At 70.2% G+C, this 16,857-nt stretch carries 15 protein-coding genes and 1 tRNA gene; 5 read left to right on the top strand and 11 right to left on the bottom strand.

Annotation, left to right across the window (positions count from 1 at the left end):
• Window positions 1-492 precede the first annotated feature (492 nt).
• Genes OG440_RS11535 through OG440_RS11545 form a run of 3 tightly spaced genes read right to left on the bottom strand, consistent with a single transcriptional unit; the run spans window position 493 to window position 1,664 of the window.
• Window positions 493-789 carry a hypothetical protein gene (locus OG440_RS11535; protein WP_406006751.1) on the bottom strand — a complete coding sequence of 99 codons (297 nt, stop codon included), beginning with the start codon at window positions 787-789 and terminating at the stop codon, window positions 493-495.
• Between the two features lie 4 nt (window positions 790-793).
• Window positions 794-1,114 (bottom strand): hypothetical protein, encoded by a 321-nt coding sequence (locus tag OG440_RS11540; RefSeq protein WP_406006752.1) that lies wholly within the window; start codon window positions 1,112-1,114, stop codon window positions 794-796.
• Window positions 1,104-1,664 carry a bifunctional DNA primase/polymerase gene (locus tag OG440_RS11545; RefSeq protein ID WP_406006753.1) on the bottom strand — a complete coding sequence of 187 codons (561 nt, stop codon included), beginning with the start codon at window positions 1,662-1,664 and terminating at the stop codon, window positions 1,104-1,106. The genes OG440_RS11540 and OG440_RS11545 overlap by 11 nt, the downstream gene beginning before the upstream one ends.
• 390 nt (window positions 1,665-2,054) lie before the next feature.
• On the opposite strand from OG440_RS11545, the gene OG440_RS11550 reads away from it, so the two are divergent.
• Window positions 2,055-3,290, top strand: coding sequence for a hypothetical protein (locus OG440_RS11550; RefSeq protein ID WP_406006754.1), 1,236 nt, complete (start codon window positions 2,055-2,057; stop codon window positions 3,288-3,290).
• A 66-nt stretch (window positions 3,291-3,356) separates the two neighbouring features.
• On the opposite strand, the gene OG440_RS11555 is transcribed toward OG440_RS11550, so the two are convergent.
• Window positions 3,357-4,289: a phosphotransferase family protein gene (locus tag OG440_RS11555; protein WP_406006755.1), complete on the bottom strand. Its 933-nt coding sequence runs from the start codon at window positions 4,287-4,289 to the stop codon at window positions 3,357-3,359.
• Window positions 4,290-4,368: 79 nt separating this feature from the next.
• Between OG440_RS11555 and OG440_RS11560 the strand changes: the two genes are divergently transcribed.
• Window positions 4,369-4,467: transfer RNA gene (locus tag OG440_RS11560), tRNA-OTHER, on the top strand.
• Window positions 4,468-5,972: 1,505 nt separating this feature from the next.
• On the opposite strand, the gene OG440_RS11565 is transcribed toward OG440_RS11560, so the two are convergent.
• The 3 genes from OG440_RS11565 to OG440_RS11575 form a co-directional block, all read right to left on the bottom strand.
• On the bottom strand, window positions 5,973-6,395 hold the full coding sequence (locus OG440_RS11565) for a hypothetical protein (RefSeq protein ID WP_406006756.1): 423 nt from the start codon (window positions 6,393-6,395) through the stop codon (window positions 5,973-5,975).
• 441 nt (window positions 6,396-6,836) lie between these two features.
• A complete protein-coding gene (locus OG440_RS11570; protein WP_406006757.1) occupies window positions 6,837-7,085 on the bottom strand; it encodes a DUF6882 domain-containing protein in 249 nt (82 codons plus the stop codon).
• Window positions 7,057-7,380, bottom strand: a complete 324-nt coding sequence (locus OG440_RS11575; protein ID WP_406006758.1) for a DUF6882 domain-containing protein — start codon at window positions 7,378-7,380, stop codon at window positions 7,057-7,059. The genes OG440_RS11570 and OG440_RS11575 overlap by 29 nt, the downstream gene beginning before the upstream one ends.
• 164 nt (window positions 7,381-7,544) lie before the next feature.
• Here OG440_RS11575 and OG440_RS11580 point away from each other — a divergent pair, with 164 nt between their 5' ends.
• A complete protein-coding gene (locus tag OG440_RS11580) occupies window positions 7,545-8,066 on the top strand; it encodes a GNAT family N-acetyltransferase (RefSeq protein ID WP_406006759.1) in 522 nt (173 codons plus the stop codon).
• Window positions 8,067-8,199: 133 nt separating this feature from the next.
• Here OG440_RS11580 and OG440_RS11585 read toward each other — a convergent pair whose 3' ends face one another.
• A complete protein-coding gene (locus OG440_RS11585; protein ID WP_406006760.1) occupies window positions 8,200-8,541 on the bottom strand; it encodes a hypothetical protein in 342 nt (113 codons plus the stop codon).
• Window positions 8,542-8,833: 292 nt separating this feature from the next.
• Between OG440_RS11585 and OG440_RS11590 the strand changes: the two genes are divergently transcribed.
• Both OG440_RS11590 and OG440_RS11595 read left to right on the top strand, forming a co-directional pair.
• The gene (locus OG440_RS11590; protein ID WP_406006761.1) at window positions 8,834-10,150 is read left to right on the top strand and encodes a HEAT repeat domain-containing protein; all 1,317 of its coding nucleotides are present in this window, start codon (window positions 8,834-8,836) and stop codon (window positions 10,148-10,150) included.
• Window positions 10,151-10,406: 256 nt separating this feature from the next.
• Window positions 10,407-11,303: an ANTAR domain-containing protein gene (locus tag OG440_RS11595; RefSeq protein ID WP_406006762.1), complete on the top strand. Its 897-nt coding sequence runs from the start codon at window positions 10,407-10,409 to the stop codon at window positions 11,301-11,303.
• 69 nt (window positions 11,304-11,372) lie between these two features.
• Here the strand turns inward: OG440_RS11595 and OG440_RS11600 are convergent, their stop codons facing one another.
• The 3 genes from OG440_RS11600 to OG440_RS11610 all read right to left on the bottom strand — a co-directional run bounded on the left by OG440_RS11600 (window position 11,373) and on the right by OG440_RS11610 (window position 16,772).
• Entirely contained in the window at window positions 11,373-12,452 is a 1,080-nt protein-coding gene (locus OG440_RS11600; protein ID WP_406006763.1) for a LacI family DNA-binding transcriptional regulator, read from the bottom strand.
• A gap of 97 nt (window positions 12,453-12,549) precedes the next feature.
• The gene (locus OG440_RS11605; protein WP_406006764.1) at window positions 12,550-15,018 is read right to left on the bottom strand and encodes a beta-galactosidase; all 2,469 of its coding nucleotides are present in this window, start codon (window positions 15,016-15,018) and stop codon (window positions 12,550-12,552) included.
• The gene (locus tag OG440_RS11610; protein WP_406006765.1) at window positions 15,018-16,772 is read right to left on the bottom strand and encodes a glycoside hydrolase family 35 protein; all 1,755 of its coding nucleotides are present in this window, start codon (window positions 16,770-16,772) and stop codon (window positions 15,018-15,020) included. The genes OG440_RS11605 and OG440_RS11610 overlap by 1 nt, the downstream gene beginning before the upstream one ends.
• Window positions 16,773-16,857 lie beyond the last annotated feature (85 nt).

The raw sequence follows: 16,857 nt of genomic DNA on the forward strand, positions 1-16,857 counted from the left end.
ACGGCCGGATAGCGTGGCTCAGGCCGGCGGGGGTACAGCGAGGCACACGCGCGCCTGCACGGTCATCTGACCCACCATCGTGGCTGACCGTCGTCGGCTGAGGCTCAGGCGCTCCGGGGCCCATCTCCGCAAAGGGACGTACGAGGCGAAGAGGCCGTGCCAGTCGCGTGCCAGATCCTGCGAGGAAACACGGGGAACAGCGGGGACCGGCCCCAGGTGCGGCCACGGCTCCAATACCACTCCGCCGCAGGTCAGCGCAGCAACCGCTACCAAGAGACCCAAGCTCCCCAAGCTGATGTCACCGCTGGCCTGCCGTTCGTCCGGGCTGCGGCGCTGGGGCGCCGGTCCCGGCCGAGCGGCAGGCAAGCCAAGGTCGCAGGTACAGCACGTAGCCCCGTACGACAGCGCTGTGAGGGCGATGTCGTACGGGGCTGGACCAGCCGACCGCGGGAGCACGCTCGAACCGTGGCCAACCGGCGTTCGAAGAGCGGTTCAGACCGCAGGCGTATCGGCCGTCGTGCCCTGCAGCTCAGCTTGCAGACCTGCCGCGATGAGCTTCGCCAGCATTTCGGCCGCGTCAGGGCGCACTGTTCCCAACTGCACCAATCCGTCGCCGAGGACGTTCACGTCGGCCACCAAGCCGGGGAAGTCGGAGTCGAGCCCAAGCAGCACGAGTTGATCGGCCAGGGTGCCGGCGCTTCGGCGCGCACGGTTCCAACCTCGGACGTAGGGCACGCCGGGCACCAGGTCCTCCGCCCGTTTTGCCACCACTCCTCGCCGGTCGGTCATGACGTCAGATCCTTCCCTTGTGTTCCTTGACGGTGGTTGACGCGTGATCGTCGCCGTCAGGTTCGCGGCCGTATCCGCTTGCCAGTGCCAGGCGTAGGAGTTCCGCGAGACGCTCGGCCGTGTCGGGGGACACGCGTCCCAACTCAACGAGGCCGTGTCCGAAGGCGTTCAAGTCCGCGCGCAGGTAGGGGAAGTCTTTCTCCAAGCCCGCTCGCACGAGGACGTCCCTCAATGCGGTGGTGGCGTTTCGAGCCGCGTACCAGCCGTCGCTGTCGAGAGGTGACCACGCGGCAGCGTCGCGCCCGACGGTCGGCTCATCCGGCATCGGTGGTCGTCTCCTCGGGGAGCGCAACAACCGCCGCGTACGGAGTCGGGTATTGCTCGTCGAAGCGGTCGATCCTTGCCAGGAGTTCCGCGGAGGCGACCAGCGCAGTCGCGAGCGCCACCGGACGCAGAGGGTTGGCCTCGGGTCGGCGCGTCGGTGCCCGGAGCCACTGGTAGCGGTCTTCGGACAGCGGAATGGGGCCGGGTACGACGACGGCCGAGCCCTCGCTGAGGTAGCGGTACTGAGGTGGGGACGAGGTTTCGCGACCGAGGTAATACGTAAAGGTCTCCTGACTCTGCGAGCCCAGGAAGAATCCGACTCGCTGCGCCTTGCGGTCGATGACCGAGGGTCCGACGGGCATCCCACTGCGCTGGAGACGGTCGAACATCTCCATTCCGAGGCGCTGTTCCACGCTCACCACGTCGAAGAAACGGCCGGTCGGCAGCAAGCAGGGCATCCGCGGGTCATCCGCCCAAACCTGTCGGCACTCAGTCGGGTTGTCCGCTGCCGCAGACAGCCATTCCATGCCCCGCCTGGTCATCCTCTGCACGTCGTCTCACCCTCAGTCGGACTGCGGTGCGGCCTCGATGCCGCCGTAGGTCCAGACTCCCGGCTCGGTACCTGACCAGGGCAGATGACGAAGGGGTGACGGGGGATGACGCACCCACGCCTATCACGTCATCCCCCGTCACCCGCTCCTTGCGAAGGATCTCCGATTACTACCTGCACGAAGCAATGACCAGCGCGTACATTCGGTCGGGCAGAGCGAGTTGTCGCACCGGCGTACGCGCAGGGAGTGAAGGGCTACGTCCTCATGAAGCCGACCAGTGCCCGCTTACGTGAAGCTCGCACGGGCCGGGGCTGGAGTCAGCCGCGGTTAGTGAGGGAGTTACGTCGAGCAGCATCCCAACGTGGGCACCAACTCCCGTCGGATGCCAGTGTGAAGCGCCGCATTGCGAGTTGGGAGAACGGGCACAGTTCGCCCGACGACTTCTATGGTCCGCTTCTGTGTGACGCCTTCGCCATGAGTCCGGCGGAACTCGGCCTGGACCACGGAGAGGCAAAGGACGCTCCAGTCCTCGACGTCTCCTATCCCGCCAGCCCTGATGACGCCATTCAGACAGTCAGCCAGTTGTGGCGCGCGGATCTCAACCACTACGACCCGCTACTCACTGCTGAGCCGTCCGAGCCGGCATGGAACGAAGCGTCACTCCGGTGGCTGGTCGCCCCCGAGCCGAGCATTCCCCGGCCGCGTGCCGCCGGGGTGCGAGTCGGTCTCGGCGACGTGGCAGCGATCAAGACCACAGCAGACATGTTCGCCCAGCTTGACGATCAGTTCGGCGGTGACCATGCACGTCACTCGGTCATCCAGTACCTCAACAACGATGTGACTCCACTCCTGCAAGGTCGCTACACCGAACAGGTAGGCCGGGCCCTGTTTTCGACCGTGGCGGAAGCGACGCTCCTTGCCGGTTGGATGTCCTACGACGCCTGCCACCACGGACTCGCCCAGAGGTACTTCCTCCAGGCCCTCCGCCTCGCCCAGGACGCCAACGACCGCCGGCTCGCGGGCAGCATCCTGTCAGCGATGAGCCACCAGGCGACCTTCTTAGGGCGCTATACCCAGGCCGCGACTCTTGCTCGTGCGGCGCTCATGGGTATCTCCCCGGTGGCCACGCCGACGCTGCGGGCTCAGTTCCATGCGATGGAGGCACGCGCGCTTGCTCGCACCGGAGATGTCGCCGCATGCGAGGCGGCTCTCAGCGCGGCGACCAAGGCGCTCGAAGGTCGAAACAGCGACGACGAGCCGGAGTGGATCAGCTACTTCGACGAGGCCGAGCTTGCCGCCGAAGCCGCCCACTGCTTCCGCGACGTCAACAGCGCCCGTCGGGCCGTATCCCACGCCGAAAACGCCATGAGCGGCAGCCATGTACGAAGCGACTTCTTCGCGACGATGGTCCTCGCCGACGCCCACTTGCGCGCGGGTGACGTCGAGGAGGCATGCCGCGTAGCCCTCGATGCTCTGGATCTCGGCGAACAGCTCAAGTCAGCGCGGTGCGTCAGCTACCTCGCCGAGTTCCGCCGGAACCTCAGCGCCGCCGGCCACAGTGTCGCTGCACGCGACCTCGCAGACGAGGCACGCGAGCACAGGCTGTGGATTGCCGCGGGGACATAGATCTTCCCGGCAGGCCCCAGGGTCACGGAGTTAGCGAGTGCTCCGCTGAGGCTGCGCCGCCAGTGCCTAGAAGGCACTCCACGAATCGCGTCCCTCGCCCGTCCGCAGCGACCGCATCCGTCGGGCGAACTCGGTGGCAGAGCGCTCGCTCGTGCCTACCTGGTGGCCCAGCCAGGCCACCATCATCAGCTCCCGCAGATCGGCCAAGGTCTCGTATCCAGGCCAGTTCATGAGGTCGAAGCCGTACCGGTGGACGAACTCCGCGTACTCCGCCTTGGTGTGCCAGCCGTACCGGTCGTAGTAGAGCGCGGTCAGGATCAGGTCCCACTCGCGTGGGGCGAGGGTGAAGCCGTCGAGGTCGATGAGGACCGCATGACCGTCCCGGTGGCGGAGGACGTTCCCGATGTTGGCGTCTCCGTGGATCAGGCCGAACGGCAACACGAAGTCCAGCCGGTCGTACTCCTTGGCAAGCTTGGCCGCTCGTTCCTCCAGGAAGGACCGGTCCTCCGCGGAGACAGCGTGCAAGCCGTCCAGCGAGGCCGAGAGCTTGGCCATGGGATCGAAGTAAGGAAGCCCAAGCGACTCGGGTTCTTCCAACCAGTGCAGGCGGCGGAGCAGGTCGGCCAGTTCTCCGACCGTCGCGTACTCCTCGTGCTCCTGGACGCTTTCCCAGAAGGTCACCACCAGGCCGCGGACGAGGACGGGTTGCGTGACAGCGGCCGGCACACGCGTGGCCGGGAAGTCGATCGTCCCCAGCCATCGGGCGACGCCCACGGCACGTTCCATTTCTGCCAGGACAGCACGGTCACGTGCGATGCGGACAATGATTGGTAAGGACGCCAACCGGTACACCGCGTTGGAGCCCAGGCGGAGAAGTTCCGCCCCGGTCGAGTCGAGCCCGGCCTTCTCACACGCCTCACGCATGACGACTTCCACGCCCTCCGCCGTGAACTCCGTGCCGCCGCCGTCGTGCGCTTCGCCGCCAGTGCCCGAGATCATGCCTTCGACGATACGGCGCGGTCCCAGGCCCGGACAGGGCACCCACGTAATAGGGACGTGATGATGTTGGTCGGGACCCGCCCCCGTCACCACTCCCCCGCAGGTCAGAGCCCCGACAGCACTTGCTCTCACCTGGCCTCCGGAGCCGTGTGCGCAGGTTCGAATCCTGCCGGGGGCACCTTGCACGAGGTGCCCAAAGACCCCGCCACCAGCGCTTTCGCTGAGGACGGGGTCTTGGCGTATGTGCAGCCGTCTGCCGCTCGGAGCGGCTGTATGTCGGAGCGCGCGGCCTACACACGGCCAAGCCTCAAGGCATAAAGCCGCAGGACGACGCCGGGGAAACCATCGTGCCGCAGGTGCGTGTGTCGGAGCGGTGCCGAAGTCAGCGCCCGCCCTCCCCTCGGAGGAGCTGTGCGATCCGGCGATCGGCGAAGTCCTGCCACCCGTCGAGGCACTTCGCGTACCGGCTGAGGAGCACCTTGACGGCGTTGCCCGCGCGCTCCGCAACCTCGGTAGGGTCAGCGGCGGCGTTGAGTCAGGACGACAGCGCAGCGTGCCGCAGGTCGTAAGGGCGAGGCGCCAGCGGCGACGCCGCCTGCTCCGGCGTGAGCGCCAGCCGTGTCGAGTCCCAGACGCGCCAACACGTGGGCGGGGCGACCACTCCCCCGCGTTCGTTGCCGAACAGCCGGCCGTCCGCGATTGTGCCGGACGCCTCGATGTGTACTCGGTGCTTCTGCACCAGACGGGGCGGGACCGGAACGACACGCGTCTCGTTCGTCGGACGGTTCTTGAGGCCGCGGTCGTCGTGGACCAGGGGCCGGAAGTCTTCGTCGGTTTCCTGGGCCTTGGTCGGTGGTCCGGACTCGTCTGTATGGTCACGGGACAATTGCGTGACGTCCTGGCCGAGTTGCGGGGTTTCGGGGTGGCGACTTCGGGCTCCTGGTGCGCCTTCCGGGGCCGGCTGTCTGCGGCCTTCCCTGGTTTGTGAGGCACGCCGTCGGCCATCCGGGGTCCGAGGCGGGTGACTACGGAAGGCAAGTCGTGGAGCGCCGATCTGGTGATCGGCCTCAAGCCGCGGCAACGAGTGGTACTGGCCCTGTGCCTGTGTGCTCTCGCGCTGCCGTTGGGGTTCGCCGTGAGGAACACCTACCGGTTCATGGACGGTTACCGGACGGCGACGGAAGGATACGTGGCCTGCCCGGGGGCATATTCGTGCCAGGGGAAGTGGCATCTGCCTGGGAGTCGGTGGGGCAGCGGTGGGATCGAAGGTCTGGGCTTTGCGGTCGACGGAGAGGGCGTGAGGGACATACCGGTTACGCGGGCCGGGACTGGGCGGTCACCGACCGCTCTTACCTGACCATTTACGCAATCCTGGAATTCGTCTGTACCGCGATCGGCGCGGTTTTCGTTTTTCCAGGTCGCCCTGGACCGGGTCGTAGGCGAATGGCCCGGTGAAGTTCTGCGCGGTGCGGGGCCGTTACGTGTGCTGCGTTGCCGCGAGGGCGCGACCCGCGCTTCGCTGAGGACGGGGCTTGGCGTGTGTGCCGCAGACGTAGCCCGAAGCGGTTGTATGTCGGGGTCCGTGGACGAGGCGTGCTCGGGCCCTTGGAGTATCGCCTCGGGCCAGGTCCGGAGCATCTGGACGGGTCCAGCGGCTACATCGCACAGCGGGTGCCGGTCCCGCTAGTCGGCGGTGACGCCCCAGTAGCCGATCTGCGTGGGCCTACCGTCGTGGTAGAGCACCGTGCAGTTCCCCTGGGCTCGGCCCGGGAAGTCCAACCGCCCGGAGTCGAGGGCGGCGTCCCACTGCGCGTGGGTGGGCCGGCCATGGGGAGCCCACGCACGCACCTCGTCAGCGGTCAGGGGCCGCATGAACGGACCGTCGTCGGTGTTCTCTGCCTCGATCATGAGGGGGAAGTCCAGCACGGTGCCCGTGCCGCCGGTGAAGATGTACTCCTCCCACTCCGGGTCGCGCCACAGTTCCTCGATGGAACGGTTCCCGAAACCATGGTTGTCCCGCGCCAGTTCGTCACTCTGGGCCTGGCGGAACGCGGCTTCCAGATCACGCTGATACGGGCCCGCGTGGCTCCATGCGTTGCCGCCCATCCCCGTCTCCTCCCTGTCCGAACGGTCTGATCAAGAGCGCAGTGTAGGAGGTGACACTGACGGGGTTGCACGCCCACCTCGTCGGGGGCGACGCCCGCGTCGAGCCACCCGGGCGTGCCGGGTGCACTCTGCCGCGTGCAGGTTGTGGAGTGGTGCGTTGCCCGGGATCCGAGCGGGCTCCGAAGCCCTGTGCGCAGTTTCGATTCCCTGCCGGGGCGCCCTGTACGTAGTCGTAGTCCCAGAGTCCCCACCACCAGCTCTTGGCGCTGCGGGACCGTGCATGGACTGGTCGACGGGCAGGATTCCGCATCTCAGGCGCGGAAGGCGCCGAGGCGGCCCGGCTGTGGTTCAGGGGCGCAGGGCCAGGTGCCAGGCCTCGGCTCAGGCAGGGCTCGGCTCAGGCAGGCCTCGGCTCGGGCAGGCCGGCTCCGCTTGGTGGCGTTAGTCGTTACTGATGTCGAAGCTGGAGACCGTGCCGTCTGCGGCGGTCAGGGTGACGGGGCCGAAGGTGATGATCACTGAGGAGTCGGGTCCCGGGCTCCGGTAATAGCCGGTCGCCTCGGTGACCCGGACGGCCAAGGCAACGAGTGTCGCGGCGGCGCTCTCATCGGCCTCGATCTTCGGTTGCGCGAGAGCGGGATGTCCGTTGGCTTCTGCCCAGTCACGGAATGTGCGGGCGTCTCGGCTCATGTCCGGAAGGATGCTCTGGTTGGCCCAGGCCCACAGCCACGAATCCGAGGGGGGGGCTGAAGCTGCCGAGGATCTGAGCCGGTGCCGTGGCTGTCTTGTCGGCGAAGGTCCAGGTGATCGTGCCGGTCGTCTGGTCGAGATCCCAGCGGTCCGCGGAACCCAGGCCCCAGGACATGTGCGCACGACCCAACCGTTCGATCATGTCTTCGCCCTGTAGCAGCAATGCGCTCAGGTCGGCCCGCTCCCCGGCCTGACCAGCACTCTCCGCCTCTTTGGCCCGCTTGAACCATCCCATGTCCGCCGAGTCTGCCAGAGGCCATGCCGACCAGCCACGGGTGTCCCCTCGGCGCGGACGCCTCGCCGGCGGGTCGGAGCTCTCACCCAGAGGTGCGATCCGGTGGGAGCTCCTCTTCGGCCTGTACGCGGGAAATCCGTTGCCTTGTCAGCTGGTCGGTGGGCATGCTCGCGGCCGTGATGACTGCACACGAATCCGCCGATGCCACCCTTGCCGTGCCCGTCAGCGTGCGCGATCTGCTGCCTCGTGACCTGCCGGCGTGCACCTGGTCGGGCTCGGGCATTCACCTGCGCCACGTCGAGCGGGAGTTGGGGCGGGCCGCGGCCGGGGAGGTGGACTACCTGGCTGTATGCACCCCCGTGGATCTTCCGGTGGCGATCGGCGGTGTCGACTATCAGGTTTCCGAGGGAGCCGGAACCTTGTGGCAGCTCGCCGTGCTTCCGGCGCTCCAGTCCCGGGGGCTGGGAACACTGCTCGTCCGAGCCGCCGAGCAGAGGATCAGGAACCGGGGCCTTCGCAGGGCCGAGCTCGCCGTGGAGGAGAACAACCCTCGGGCTCGCGCCCTGTACGAGCGGTTGGGCTACACCGCTTACGGCCGTAAGCCCGATGCCTGGGACCAGGAAGGACCTGACGGGCTGATCCGTCGCTACGAGACGATGTGCGTCCTCATGCGACGGGATCTGTGAGTCCTGCGACGGGATCTGTGAGCCCCCGCCGGTCTCGCGGTCGGTTCCGCGGCGCCGCGCACCGTTGTCCTCTTCGCCGCGTCGACCCGTCCCTCGGCGTGGTGATCCCGTCGAGGGTCAGGGCTCGGCCTCGTCAGAGGACCTTGTACGTCAGCTCGTAGAGAGACAACGACAGTGCGCCGATTGCCTGCGTGCGTTCTCCCATGCCCACCTCGGAGGGGATGATCTTCGCCCCTCCGATGAAGCTGCTCTGGGAGGCCGCCTCGTTCACTTCGTGCAGGACGATGTCGATCGGCGCCTGGTTGACGAACGGCACGAATCGCTCGTCGAACTCGAACACGTCCCCTTTTCGCATGCGGACCTTTTCGAAGGTACCGCCGTCACCCCGACCGACGAGAATCTCGTCCGCGCCATCCGGGTCCTGAATTCTCTTCGCCTCCAGGAACAGAAGCTTGGCGAACGCCGCGTTTGCCATGTCGGTCCTCCCGGACTTCCGTAACGCACAGTGTTTTCCAAGTCGTAGCAGACGTATTCAGGCACCGCATGGCGCCAGGTTCCCGCCGTTGTGTGGGAAGAGCCGCCTACTCGCTGGTCAGGGACGGTTGACGTGCGTCAGGTTCACCGGTTCGGCCGTTGCCGGGTCGGCGTAGGGAGTGCGGGCGGAGAGGGGCCCTGCCGCCGGAGCCTCGCGCGGCCGCGTTGTCAGACCTGTGCCGCATCATGGCGTTCGAGGACTGGTCGATCTTGCCGGGCTGGAGGGGCGCGTGGTGAGCGTGGTGGAGACCGGATCGGTGCGGGAGCTGGGGGTGCCGGGGCGGCGCGAGGTGGTGGCGGACGCTTTGGTCGTTCTCGGGATCGACGCGGTGGAGCCGCTGGTGCGGGAGTTGGCGGACGAGGGGTCTCCCGTGGACTGGCGGCCGATTGCCGCCGTGCTCGGGCGGATCGGGGAAGCGGTCGCCTTCGACGGCCTTCTCCGTGGTCTCGCCGCCGCGTCCGGCGGGCGTTCCCGGGAGCGTCTGGGGTTCGCGTTCTCCGGCTTTGGCGCGGCTGCCCTCGACCGCTACACGGCAGCCCTCTCCCATCCCGTGCCGCACGTGCGCCGGATGGCCGTCCGCGGGCTCCAGCGCTGCGGCGACGACGCCCGGTCTGCGGTCGACGCCCTGGTGCCGCTGCTCGGGGACCCCGACGACGAGGTCGCCCGGGAGGCGCAGAACGCCCTGATGTCGCACGGCGAGCACGTCATCGCGCGGCTCCGGCTCGTTCGGGAGCGCGGGCCGGGGCGGCAGCGGGCGCGGGCGTTGACCGTGCTCGCCGAGTCGGGGGGTGAAGGGGCGCTGTCCCGCGCCGACGTGGCCGCGGTCGAACGGCTCGTCCGCGTCAAGCTCCAGGACGACCGGCCGGAGGGGCTGTGGGCGTGCTGGAATCACTGGATCGCCGTCCACAGCGGTGACCAGGCCGGAATCATGCGCATCCTCGGGCTCTCCGACCCCAGACCCGTGACCTTCGCCCTCAGCAACGACATCGTCGACACCGACAGTCACGGCTTCGGCCCGGACGACCCCTACCGCGGTGACGAACGGGTCTTCGTGACGCCCGAGCTGGACGGCTGGACGCTCGTCCTCGGCGCCTGGTGCGACCCGTGCGGCGAGGAGCGCGGCGACGACGTGCTGCGTCTGTGCGTCGAACTCAGCCACCGCTACGGCCAAGCGCACGCGTACTACTACGGCGGCCAGGGTGACGGCTCCGCCTGGGTCGTCGCCGAGCACGGCGTCGTCGTCCGGCGGTACTGCGAGACCGGCGACGCGGGGGACGCGTTGCTCACCCTCGGCGGGCCCCTGCCGTTCGAGCGGGCCCGCCGGCTGGAGCTGGGTCTCCCGCCCGAGTGGGATGCCGCGCGGGAGAACCGTGACGAGGAAGAGGAGTGGCGGTGGGCCGCCCATGACATGGCCGCCGACCTCGCCCGCTCCTACGGCGTCAGCCCGCTGCACCTGGGTCCCGACACACCCTCACGCGGAACGGGCGTCGTCGCGCTGACTCCGTACGGCCTCGCTCACGGGGTACCGCCGGGGGCCTTCCGCGTCTGAGACCTTCCTCGGCAAGTTCGCCGACCTCGCCGACCCCGGCGAGAAGCCGGTGGGTTTACTCGGGCGGCTTGCGGTTAGTTGTTGGCAGTGCCTGGTGGGGAGGTATGCCCCCGACGGGACGGAGGTGCCCGCCGGGTTCGTCGGTGCCACGACCTGACGCGATCCGGCCTGATCTTGTATGGCCTGGCCCGACCTTGTACGGCTGGTCTGGTCTTGTATGGCCTGGTCTGAATTGATTCGGATGGGAGCCCTTCGTATGAGCGAGCTGTGCCGGCACCCGGCCGGAGGAGGCCCGGCGGCCGATGCGCCCGACCCGTCGGTCGAGACGCCCGGCCGCGAGGCCGGACAGGGCGGCGCGGTGCGGTGGCAGCAGGATGATCTTGATCTGCGGAACCGTCTGTACGGCCGGGCCGGAGTCGCGCGGGCCGAGGGGGTGTTGCTCCAGCGCTACGGCCTCGGTTCCACCGAGGAGGCGTTCGCGCTGCTGAAGGGCGCTTCCCAGCGGTTCAACATCAAGCTCTCCACACTCGCCGACGCCGTCGCCCGCACACCCGCACCCGACGTCGACGCCGAGCTGTGGTTCCCCGGCCGGGTGCGGCGCGGCCCGCCCGCGCTTCCCGGGCTTCCGGTGGAGCGCGGCAACGGCACCAGCCAGGGCGCGGTCGTCGCGGCGGCCCTGCAACGGGTGCTGTCGATCACCCAGACGCCCATGGGCAACGTCCAGCTCAGTGAGCGGGGCCGGCTCCGGCTGGTCCGGCACACCGGCCTGAACAAGTACTTCAGCGACTTCTTCGCCTTCGTCGACGCGCCCACCACTTCCTGCGCGCAGGCGGCCGGTCAGCGCCGGCAGGTCACCGTGCGCGATGTGGAGTCGGCGCCGGTGTTCGACGAGGCCTCCCGCCATGCCATTCTCCAGACGGGCAGCCGGGCCGCGCACAGCGTTCCGCTGGTGAACCGGGCGGGGGTGCCGCTGGGCATGGTGTCGTCCCACCACGAGCGGCCACTGACCGGTTTCACCCATGTCGAGCTGGCCGCGCTCCGGCAGACGGGCAGCGATGTCGGCCGGTGGCTGGCCTGGCACTGGAACACCCTCGTGCTGGACGCCCTGGAACATCTGCATGCCATGACGGCCAAGCGGCGCCCGCTTCATTGAATCCGGTCGGCCCGATCGACTCGACCAAGCCGACAGCCCGATCGGGCCGGTCCGACCCGCCGGAGTTCGTCAGGCCCGGCGGCGTGGGGCGGTGGTGCTGTGGCGGACGCAGAGGTCGACGGGGACGACCGTCAGGGGGTTTCCGGGGGTCGACGGGCTGTCGATGCGGTTCAGCAGGATGCGCAGGGAGATCGTGCCGATGTCCGTGAAGTCCGTTCGGATCGTGGTCAGCGGCGGAAGGAAGTGGGCGGCCTCGGGGATGTCGTCGTAGCCCACGACGCTGACGTCGTCCGGGACCCGGCGGCCCGCCTCGTGCAGGGCTCGCAGGACGCCGAGGGCCATCTGGTCGTTCGACACGAAGATCGCGGTGACCGACGGGTCCTTCGCCAGTTCGCGGCCCAGGTCGTAGCCGGAGTCGGCGCTCCAGTCACCGATGAGGGGGGCGTGCACCTCGACTCCGGCCGCCTGGAGGGTGGCGCGCCAGCTCTCCGCGCGCCGGTCCGCCGAGGTCCAGCCGGTCGGGCCGGCGAGGTGGTGGACGGTGGGGTGGCCGAGGGCGAGAAGGTGCCGCGTGGCCTTGTGGGCGCCGGTGCGGGCGTCCGAGGTCACCATGGGGGTGCCGTCGCCCAGCTCGTTGTCCATGACGACCAGCGGGGTGTCGAGGTGCGCCTCGGCGAGGGCCTGCGCCACCCGGACCTGGGGGGCGATGGCGATCACCCCGTCCGCGCCCTCCGCCGAGAGCCGGTCCACGGCCCGCACCACCGTGTCCCGGTCCGCGGTGTCCAGCGCGATCGAGCTGACCAGGTAACCGGCTTCCTGCGCCGCCGTGTTGATCGCGGTGAGGGTCGAGGCGGGGCCGTAGCGGGCCGCGTCGAAGGAGATCACGCCGAGCATCCGGGTGCGGCCGCTGGCCAGCGAGCGGGCGCTGCTGCTGGGGCGGTAGTCGAGCGTGCGCATGGCCGCCCGGACCGCCTCCCTGGTCTCGGCGCGGACGGCCGGGTGGTCGTTGAGCACCCGGGAGACCGTCTGTTTGGAGACCCCGGCCAGTTTGGCGACGTCGTCCATGACCGGACGTGAGCCCGCGAAGTTGCGTCTGCTGCGTCCCCTGGTCGCCGGGCCGGCCGGGCCGTCGGCGGCGCTTCGGGTCATGGTGGGGGCTTCTTCCTCGGGACTGGTCCGGGGGCCGGTCGCGCTGGGCCGCCCGGCGGACCCACAGGATAGGCCGGGCGCCCGGGGAAGCGGGGGGTCAGGTCGTGCGGAGCCGCCAGGTGCGGGTGGTGATCCGTTCGGCGTGCCGTACCTCGGCGACGCCGGCGGGCGGGGTGACGGGGAGGTGGACGGCGGCGTCGGCGGCGAGCGGCAGGATCCTCAGGGTGAGGGGTGCGCCGGGCGGGAGTCGGTCGAGCGCGATGTCCCACGGACGGCCCGTGAAGTACTGGTCGGCGACCAGCGTGTCCCCCACGTAGGCGCGGGCCACGTCGCCGGTCCAGTGCAGGCGCAGCAGGTCGGCACCGGGTGGTGGGGTCGGGGTGGCGGCGCGGGACGCCGGTACGTCCACGCGGTAGACGGCCGCGTTCGTGTCGTAGTGCGCGTCCGTGGGTGCGCTCGCCCGGCCGGGTACGCCCGTGGCGGAGGTCGGGGCCGGGGACGACGGTGGTCGCGGGGGTGGGGTCGCCGGGCGGAGCGCGGTGAGGGCGGGGGCGGGGACGGTGGGCGGGTCCTCGTCGGGGACGAGGGTGTAGCGGGTCAGGGCGCCGTCCCGGCTCTCCTTCACGGTGGCTCCGGGCGCCGTCGGGGGGCGGCGCGGGGCCGGGAGGACGGAGAGGGAGAGTGTGGGGGCGGGGGTGTGGACGCGGGCCCTCGGTTCCTCGTCCGCCGGGGTGCGGGGGTGGAGGCGCACCTCGTCCGTCGTCGCGTCGAAGACCACGCCCGCGTCGCACAGGACGAGCCGCGGCGCGCCCCAGGCCTCGCCCCGGTAGGCGGTGCGGGCGGTCTCCGCGTCCAGTACCAGGAGGGCGACCCGGTCGCCGGCCGGTGTCGCGGCCTCGACCAGGGCGTCCGTGCCGGGGCGCAGGCCGGTGATCAGGATGCGGTCGTCGTCGGTCACCGTTCTGACGTCGGCGCCGGGCGGGGCGGCGACCGTCGTCACCGTCCTTGCGTCCAGGGCCAGTTCGGGCGGGATGCCGTCCGTCGCCGCCAGGACCAGGACGGTACGGCCGTCGTCGTCCACGACCGTGCAGACCGGTTGGGCGGTGGCCCAGTCCAGGCGCAGGCCCGACACGTCCAGACGCAGCGGCCAGCAGAAGTAGGCGCCCGCGGGGACGGTGACGGGGGCGCTGGGGAGGGTGAGGGGCGGGGCCTCGGGAAAGCCGATCGTGAAGCTGGTGTCCGGGTGGTCCGGGAGGGGCTCGTGGGGCTGGTGGTTGGTGACGAAGAGGAAGCCCGAGGCGCGCCCGTCGCCGCGGACCGCCCAGCGCAGTGTGTCGCGGTCGTGCCGGTCACGCGGACGGCCGTCCGGCAGCACCGACCGCATGGGGGCGATCGCCTCGCCGAAGTCCGCCAACAGCAGGTGCTGGAGGCGGAGTTCGTCGTAGGAGGGCCGGTACTGGCCGTATTCGCCGAGGGGCGCCTGGAAGTCGTACGTCAGGACCGGGAGGTCGTTGGGGTAGGCGGTGGCGTGGGACTCCTGGAGGGTCGTGTGCTCCCCCGTCGGATTCGTGCCGCCGTGGAACATGTAGTAGCCCTGCCAGACCGAGCCGCAGCCGATCTTCGTGAGGCCGAGGGCGCCGACGTCGGCGGCTTCGACGCGCGGGCGGCGGTGGTAGGCGACGGCCATGCCGGCGCCCAACTCGCAGGTGAGCCAGGGGAACCTGTCCGCGTGGGGGTCGGGTTCGGTGCCGCGTACGGTCGTCGGGCGCAGGTCGGCGCCGATGCCCTCGTCGTCGCGCTGGTGGGTGAAGAAGAAGTGCTTGCGGCAGGTGTCGGGCCAGCCGCCGTCGGCCTCGGTCCAGAAAGCATCCGGATAGCCACCGTAGAGGGGAAGCAGTTCGTCGCCGGGAAGGTGGACCCCGCCCCAGGCCGTCGAGGTCCAGAGGGGGGCGCTCAGGCCGGCCTCCCGGGCCATGCGCTTCAGGGTGCGCAGGTGGCCGGGCCGGTCGTAGAGCTCGTTCTCGATCTGGATCGCGACGATCGGGCCGTCGTGCGCGCGCCCCAGACCGTCGAGTTGCGACGCGATCGCCTCCCACCAGGGGCGGACGGCGGCCAGATACGCCGGATCGTCGGTGCGGGAAGCCGTGGTGCGGCCGAGGACCCAGTCGGGGAGGCCGCCGTTGCGGACCTCCGCGTGGGACCAGGGGCCGATGCGGGGGATGAAGTCCAGGCCGTGGCGTGCGCAGAGCAGGGCGAAGCGCCGCAGGTCGCGGTGGGCGTCGAAGCGGACGCGGCCCTCGGTCTCCTCGTGGTGGATCCAGATGACGTAGGAGGCGACGACCGTGATCCCGCCCGCCTTCATCTTCAGCAGTTCCTCCTCCCACTCCCGGGCCGGGTACCGGGAGTAGTGGAACTCGCCGGACACCGGGAACCAGGGGCGGCCGCCCCGGGAAAGCCAGCGGCTGGTCACCTCGATGGGGTCGGGGGCCGAGGGGGCGTCGGCGAAGGGGAGGCGGCCCCGCGTCCGGGGAGCGGAGGGAGGCGTGATGGTCACCCGGTGCCGCATCAGGACGGTGCCGGGCCGAGGTCGGGGGTGTCGGTGAGGTGGGCGTCGAGGGTGGTGGTGCCGTGCAGTTCGAGGACGACGAGGTCGTTGGCGCCGGGGCGCAGGACGGGGGCGGGGACGTAGAGGGTGCGCTGGGGGCCGCGGCTCCAGTAGCGGCCGAGGTGGAAGCCGTTGATCCAGGCCTGGCCCTTGGTCCAGCCGGGGAGGGACAGGAAGGTGTCGGCGGGGGTCGCCACCTCGAACGTGCCGCGGTGGAAGGCGGGTTCGGCGGAGGTGGCGGTCTCGGCCGGGGTGAAGACGGCGTCGACCGGGACGTCGTCCAGGGGCAGCGCGTGGGAGTCCCAGCCGTGCAGGGGTGCGCCGCCCCATGTGACCGGGCCCAGCAGGCCCTTGGGGACGCCGATTCGGGGACCGTAGTTGACCCGGCCCATGTTCTCCACGAGCACCTCGAGCACGGCGTCGGGGCGCGGCACGTGGACAGGCAGGGTCTCGTCGTAGCGCTCGCGTTCGAGGACGCCCGCCGGGGCGCCGTCCAGGAAGACCTGGGCGCGGTCCCCCACTCCCCCGGCGAAGTGCAGGAGACCGGTACCCGGGGTGGGGACGGTGGTCCGGTACAGGGTGTAGCCGGAGCGTTGGCCCAGCTCGTCGGCGGAGCGCGGGTCCGTGGCGTGCACGGGGCGGTCGGCGAGGGGGAGGAGGGGAGCCCGGTCGGTCAACCGCACGGTGGTCGGCGGGAGTTTGGGCGACAGGGCGGGTACCGGCTCGTCCGGGACCGGAGCGTGGCGGGCGATGACCTCGCGGAAGGCGTGGTACTTCGGGCCCGGGTCGCCGCTCTCGGTGAGCGGGGCGTCGTAGTCGTAGGAGGTGACGGTGGGCACGTAGGCGTGGTGGTGGTTGGCGCCGTTGGTGTAACCGAAGTTGGTGCCGCCGTGGAACATGTAGATGTTGACGGAGGCGCCGGCCGCGAGGAGCCGGTCGAGGTCGGCGGCGGCGTCCTCGGCGTCCCGGCCGTGGTGCGGACCGCCCCAGTGGTCGAACCAGCCGATCCAGAACTCGCCGCACATCAGCGGGCCTTCGGGCTGCGCCTCGCGGAGCCGCCGGAGGGACTGCTCCACGCGGCTGCCGAACGTGCCGGTGGCGAGGACGCCGGGCAGCACGCCGTTCTTGAGGTGGTCGCCGTCGGTCTGGTCGCAGGTGAAGAGGAGTTCCTCGACGCCGCGTGAGCGCAGGGACCGTTCGAGGTGCTCGAGGTAGGCGATGTCGTCGCCGTAGGCGCCGTACTCGTTCTCGACCTGTACGGCGATGACCGGGCCGCCGGACGCCGCCATGTGCGGCAGGAGCGGCGGGAGGAGGAGATCCAGGTAGCGGTCCACGATGTCCGTGAAGCGGGGGTCGCTGGTGCGCAGGCGGATGTCGGGGTCGGTGGTGAGCCAGTGGGGCAGACCGCCGCCGTCCCACTCGCCGCAGATGAAGGGGCCGGGCCGCAGGAGGACGTGCAGGCCTTCCGCGGCGGCGAGGCGCAGGAAGCGGGGCAGGTCGAGGAGACCGTCGAGGACGAGGGTGCCGGGTTCGGGCTGATGGAGGTTCCACGGGAGGTACGTCTCGACCGTGTTCAGGCCCATGAGGCGGGCCTTGCGCAGCCGGTCGGTCCACTGGTCGGGGTGGACGCGGAAGTAGTGCAGCGCGCCGGAGAGGATGCGGAACGGTTCGCCGTGCAGGAGGAATCCGTCGGAGGTCGTGGTCAGGGCTGGCATGCGGGTCCCTTCGTCGGGGCGGACGTACGGGGGCGGTGGGGGGTGGAGGTGGGTGTGGGTGTTCGGGCGGGGGCGGGTGTGGGGG

This window comes from Streptomyces sp. NBC_00637, from assembly GCF_045161545.1.
In the GTDB taxonomy this organism is placed as follows: domain Bacteria; phylum Actinomycetota; class Actinomycetes; order Streptomycetales; family Streptomycetaceae; genus Streptomyces.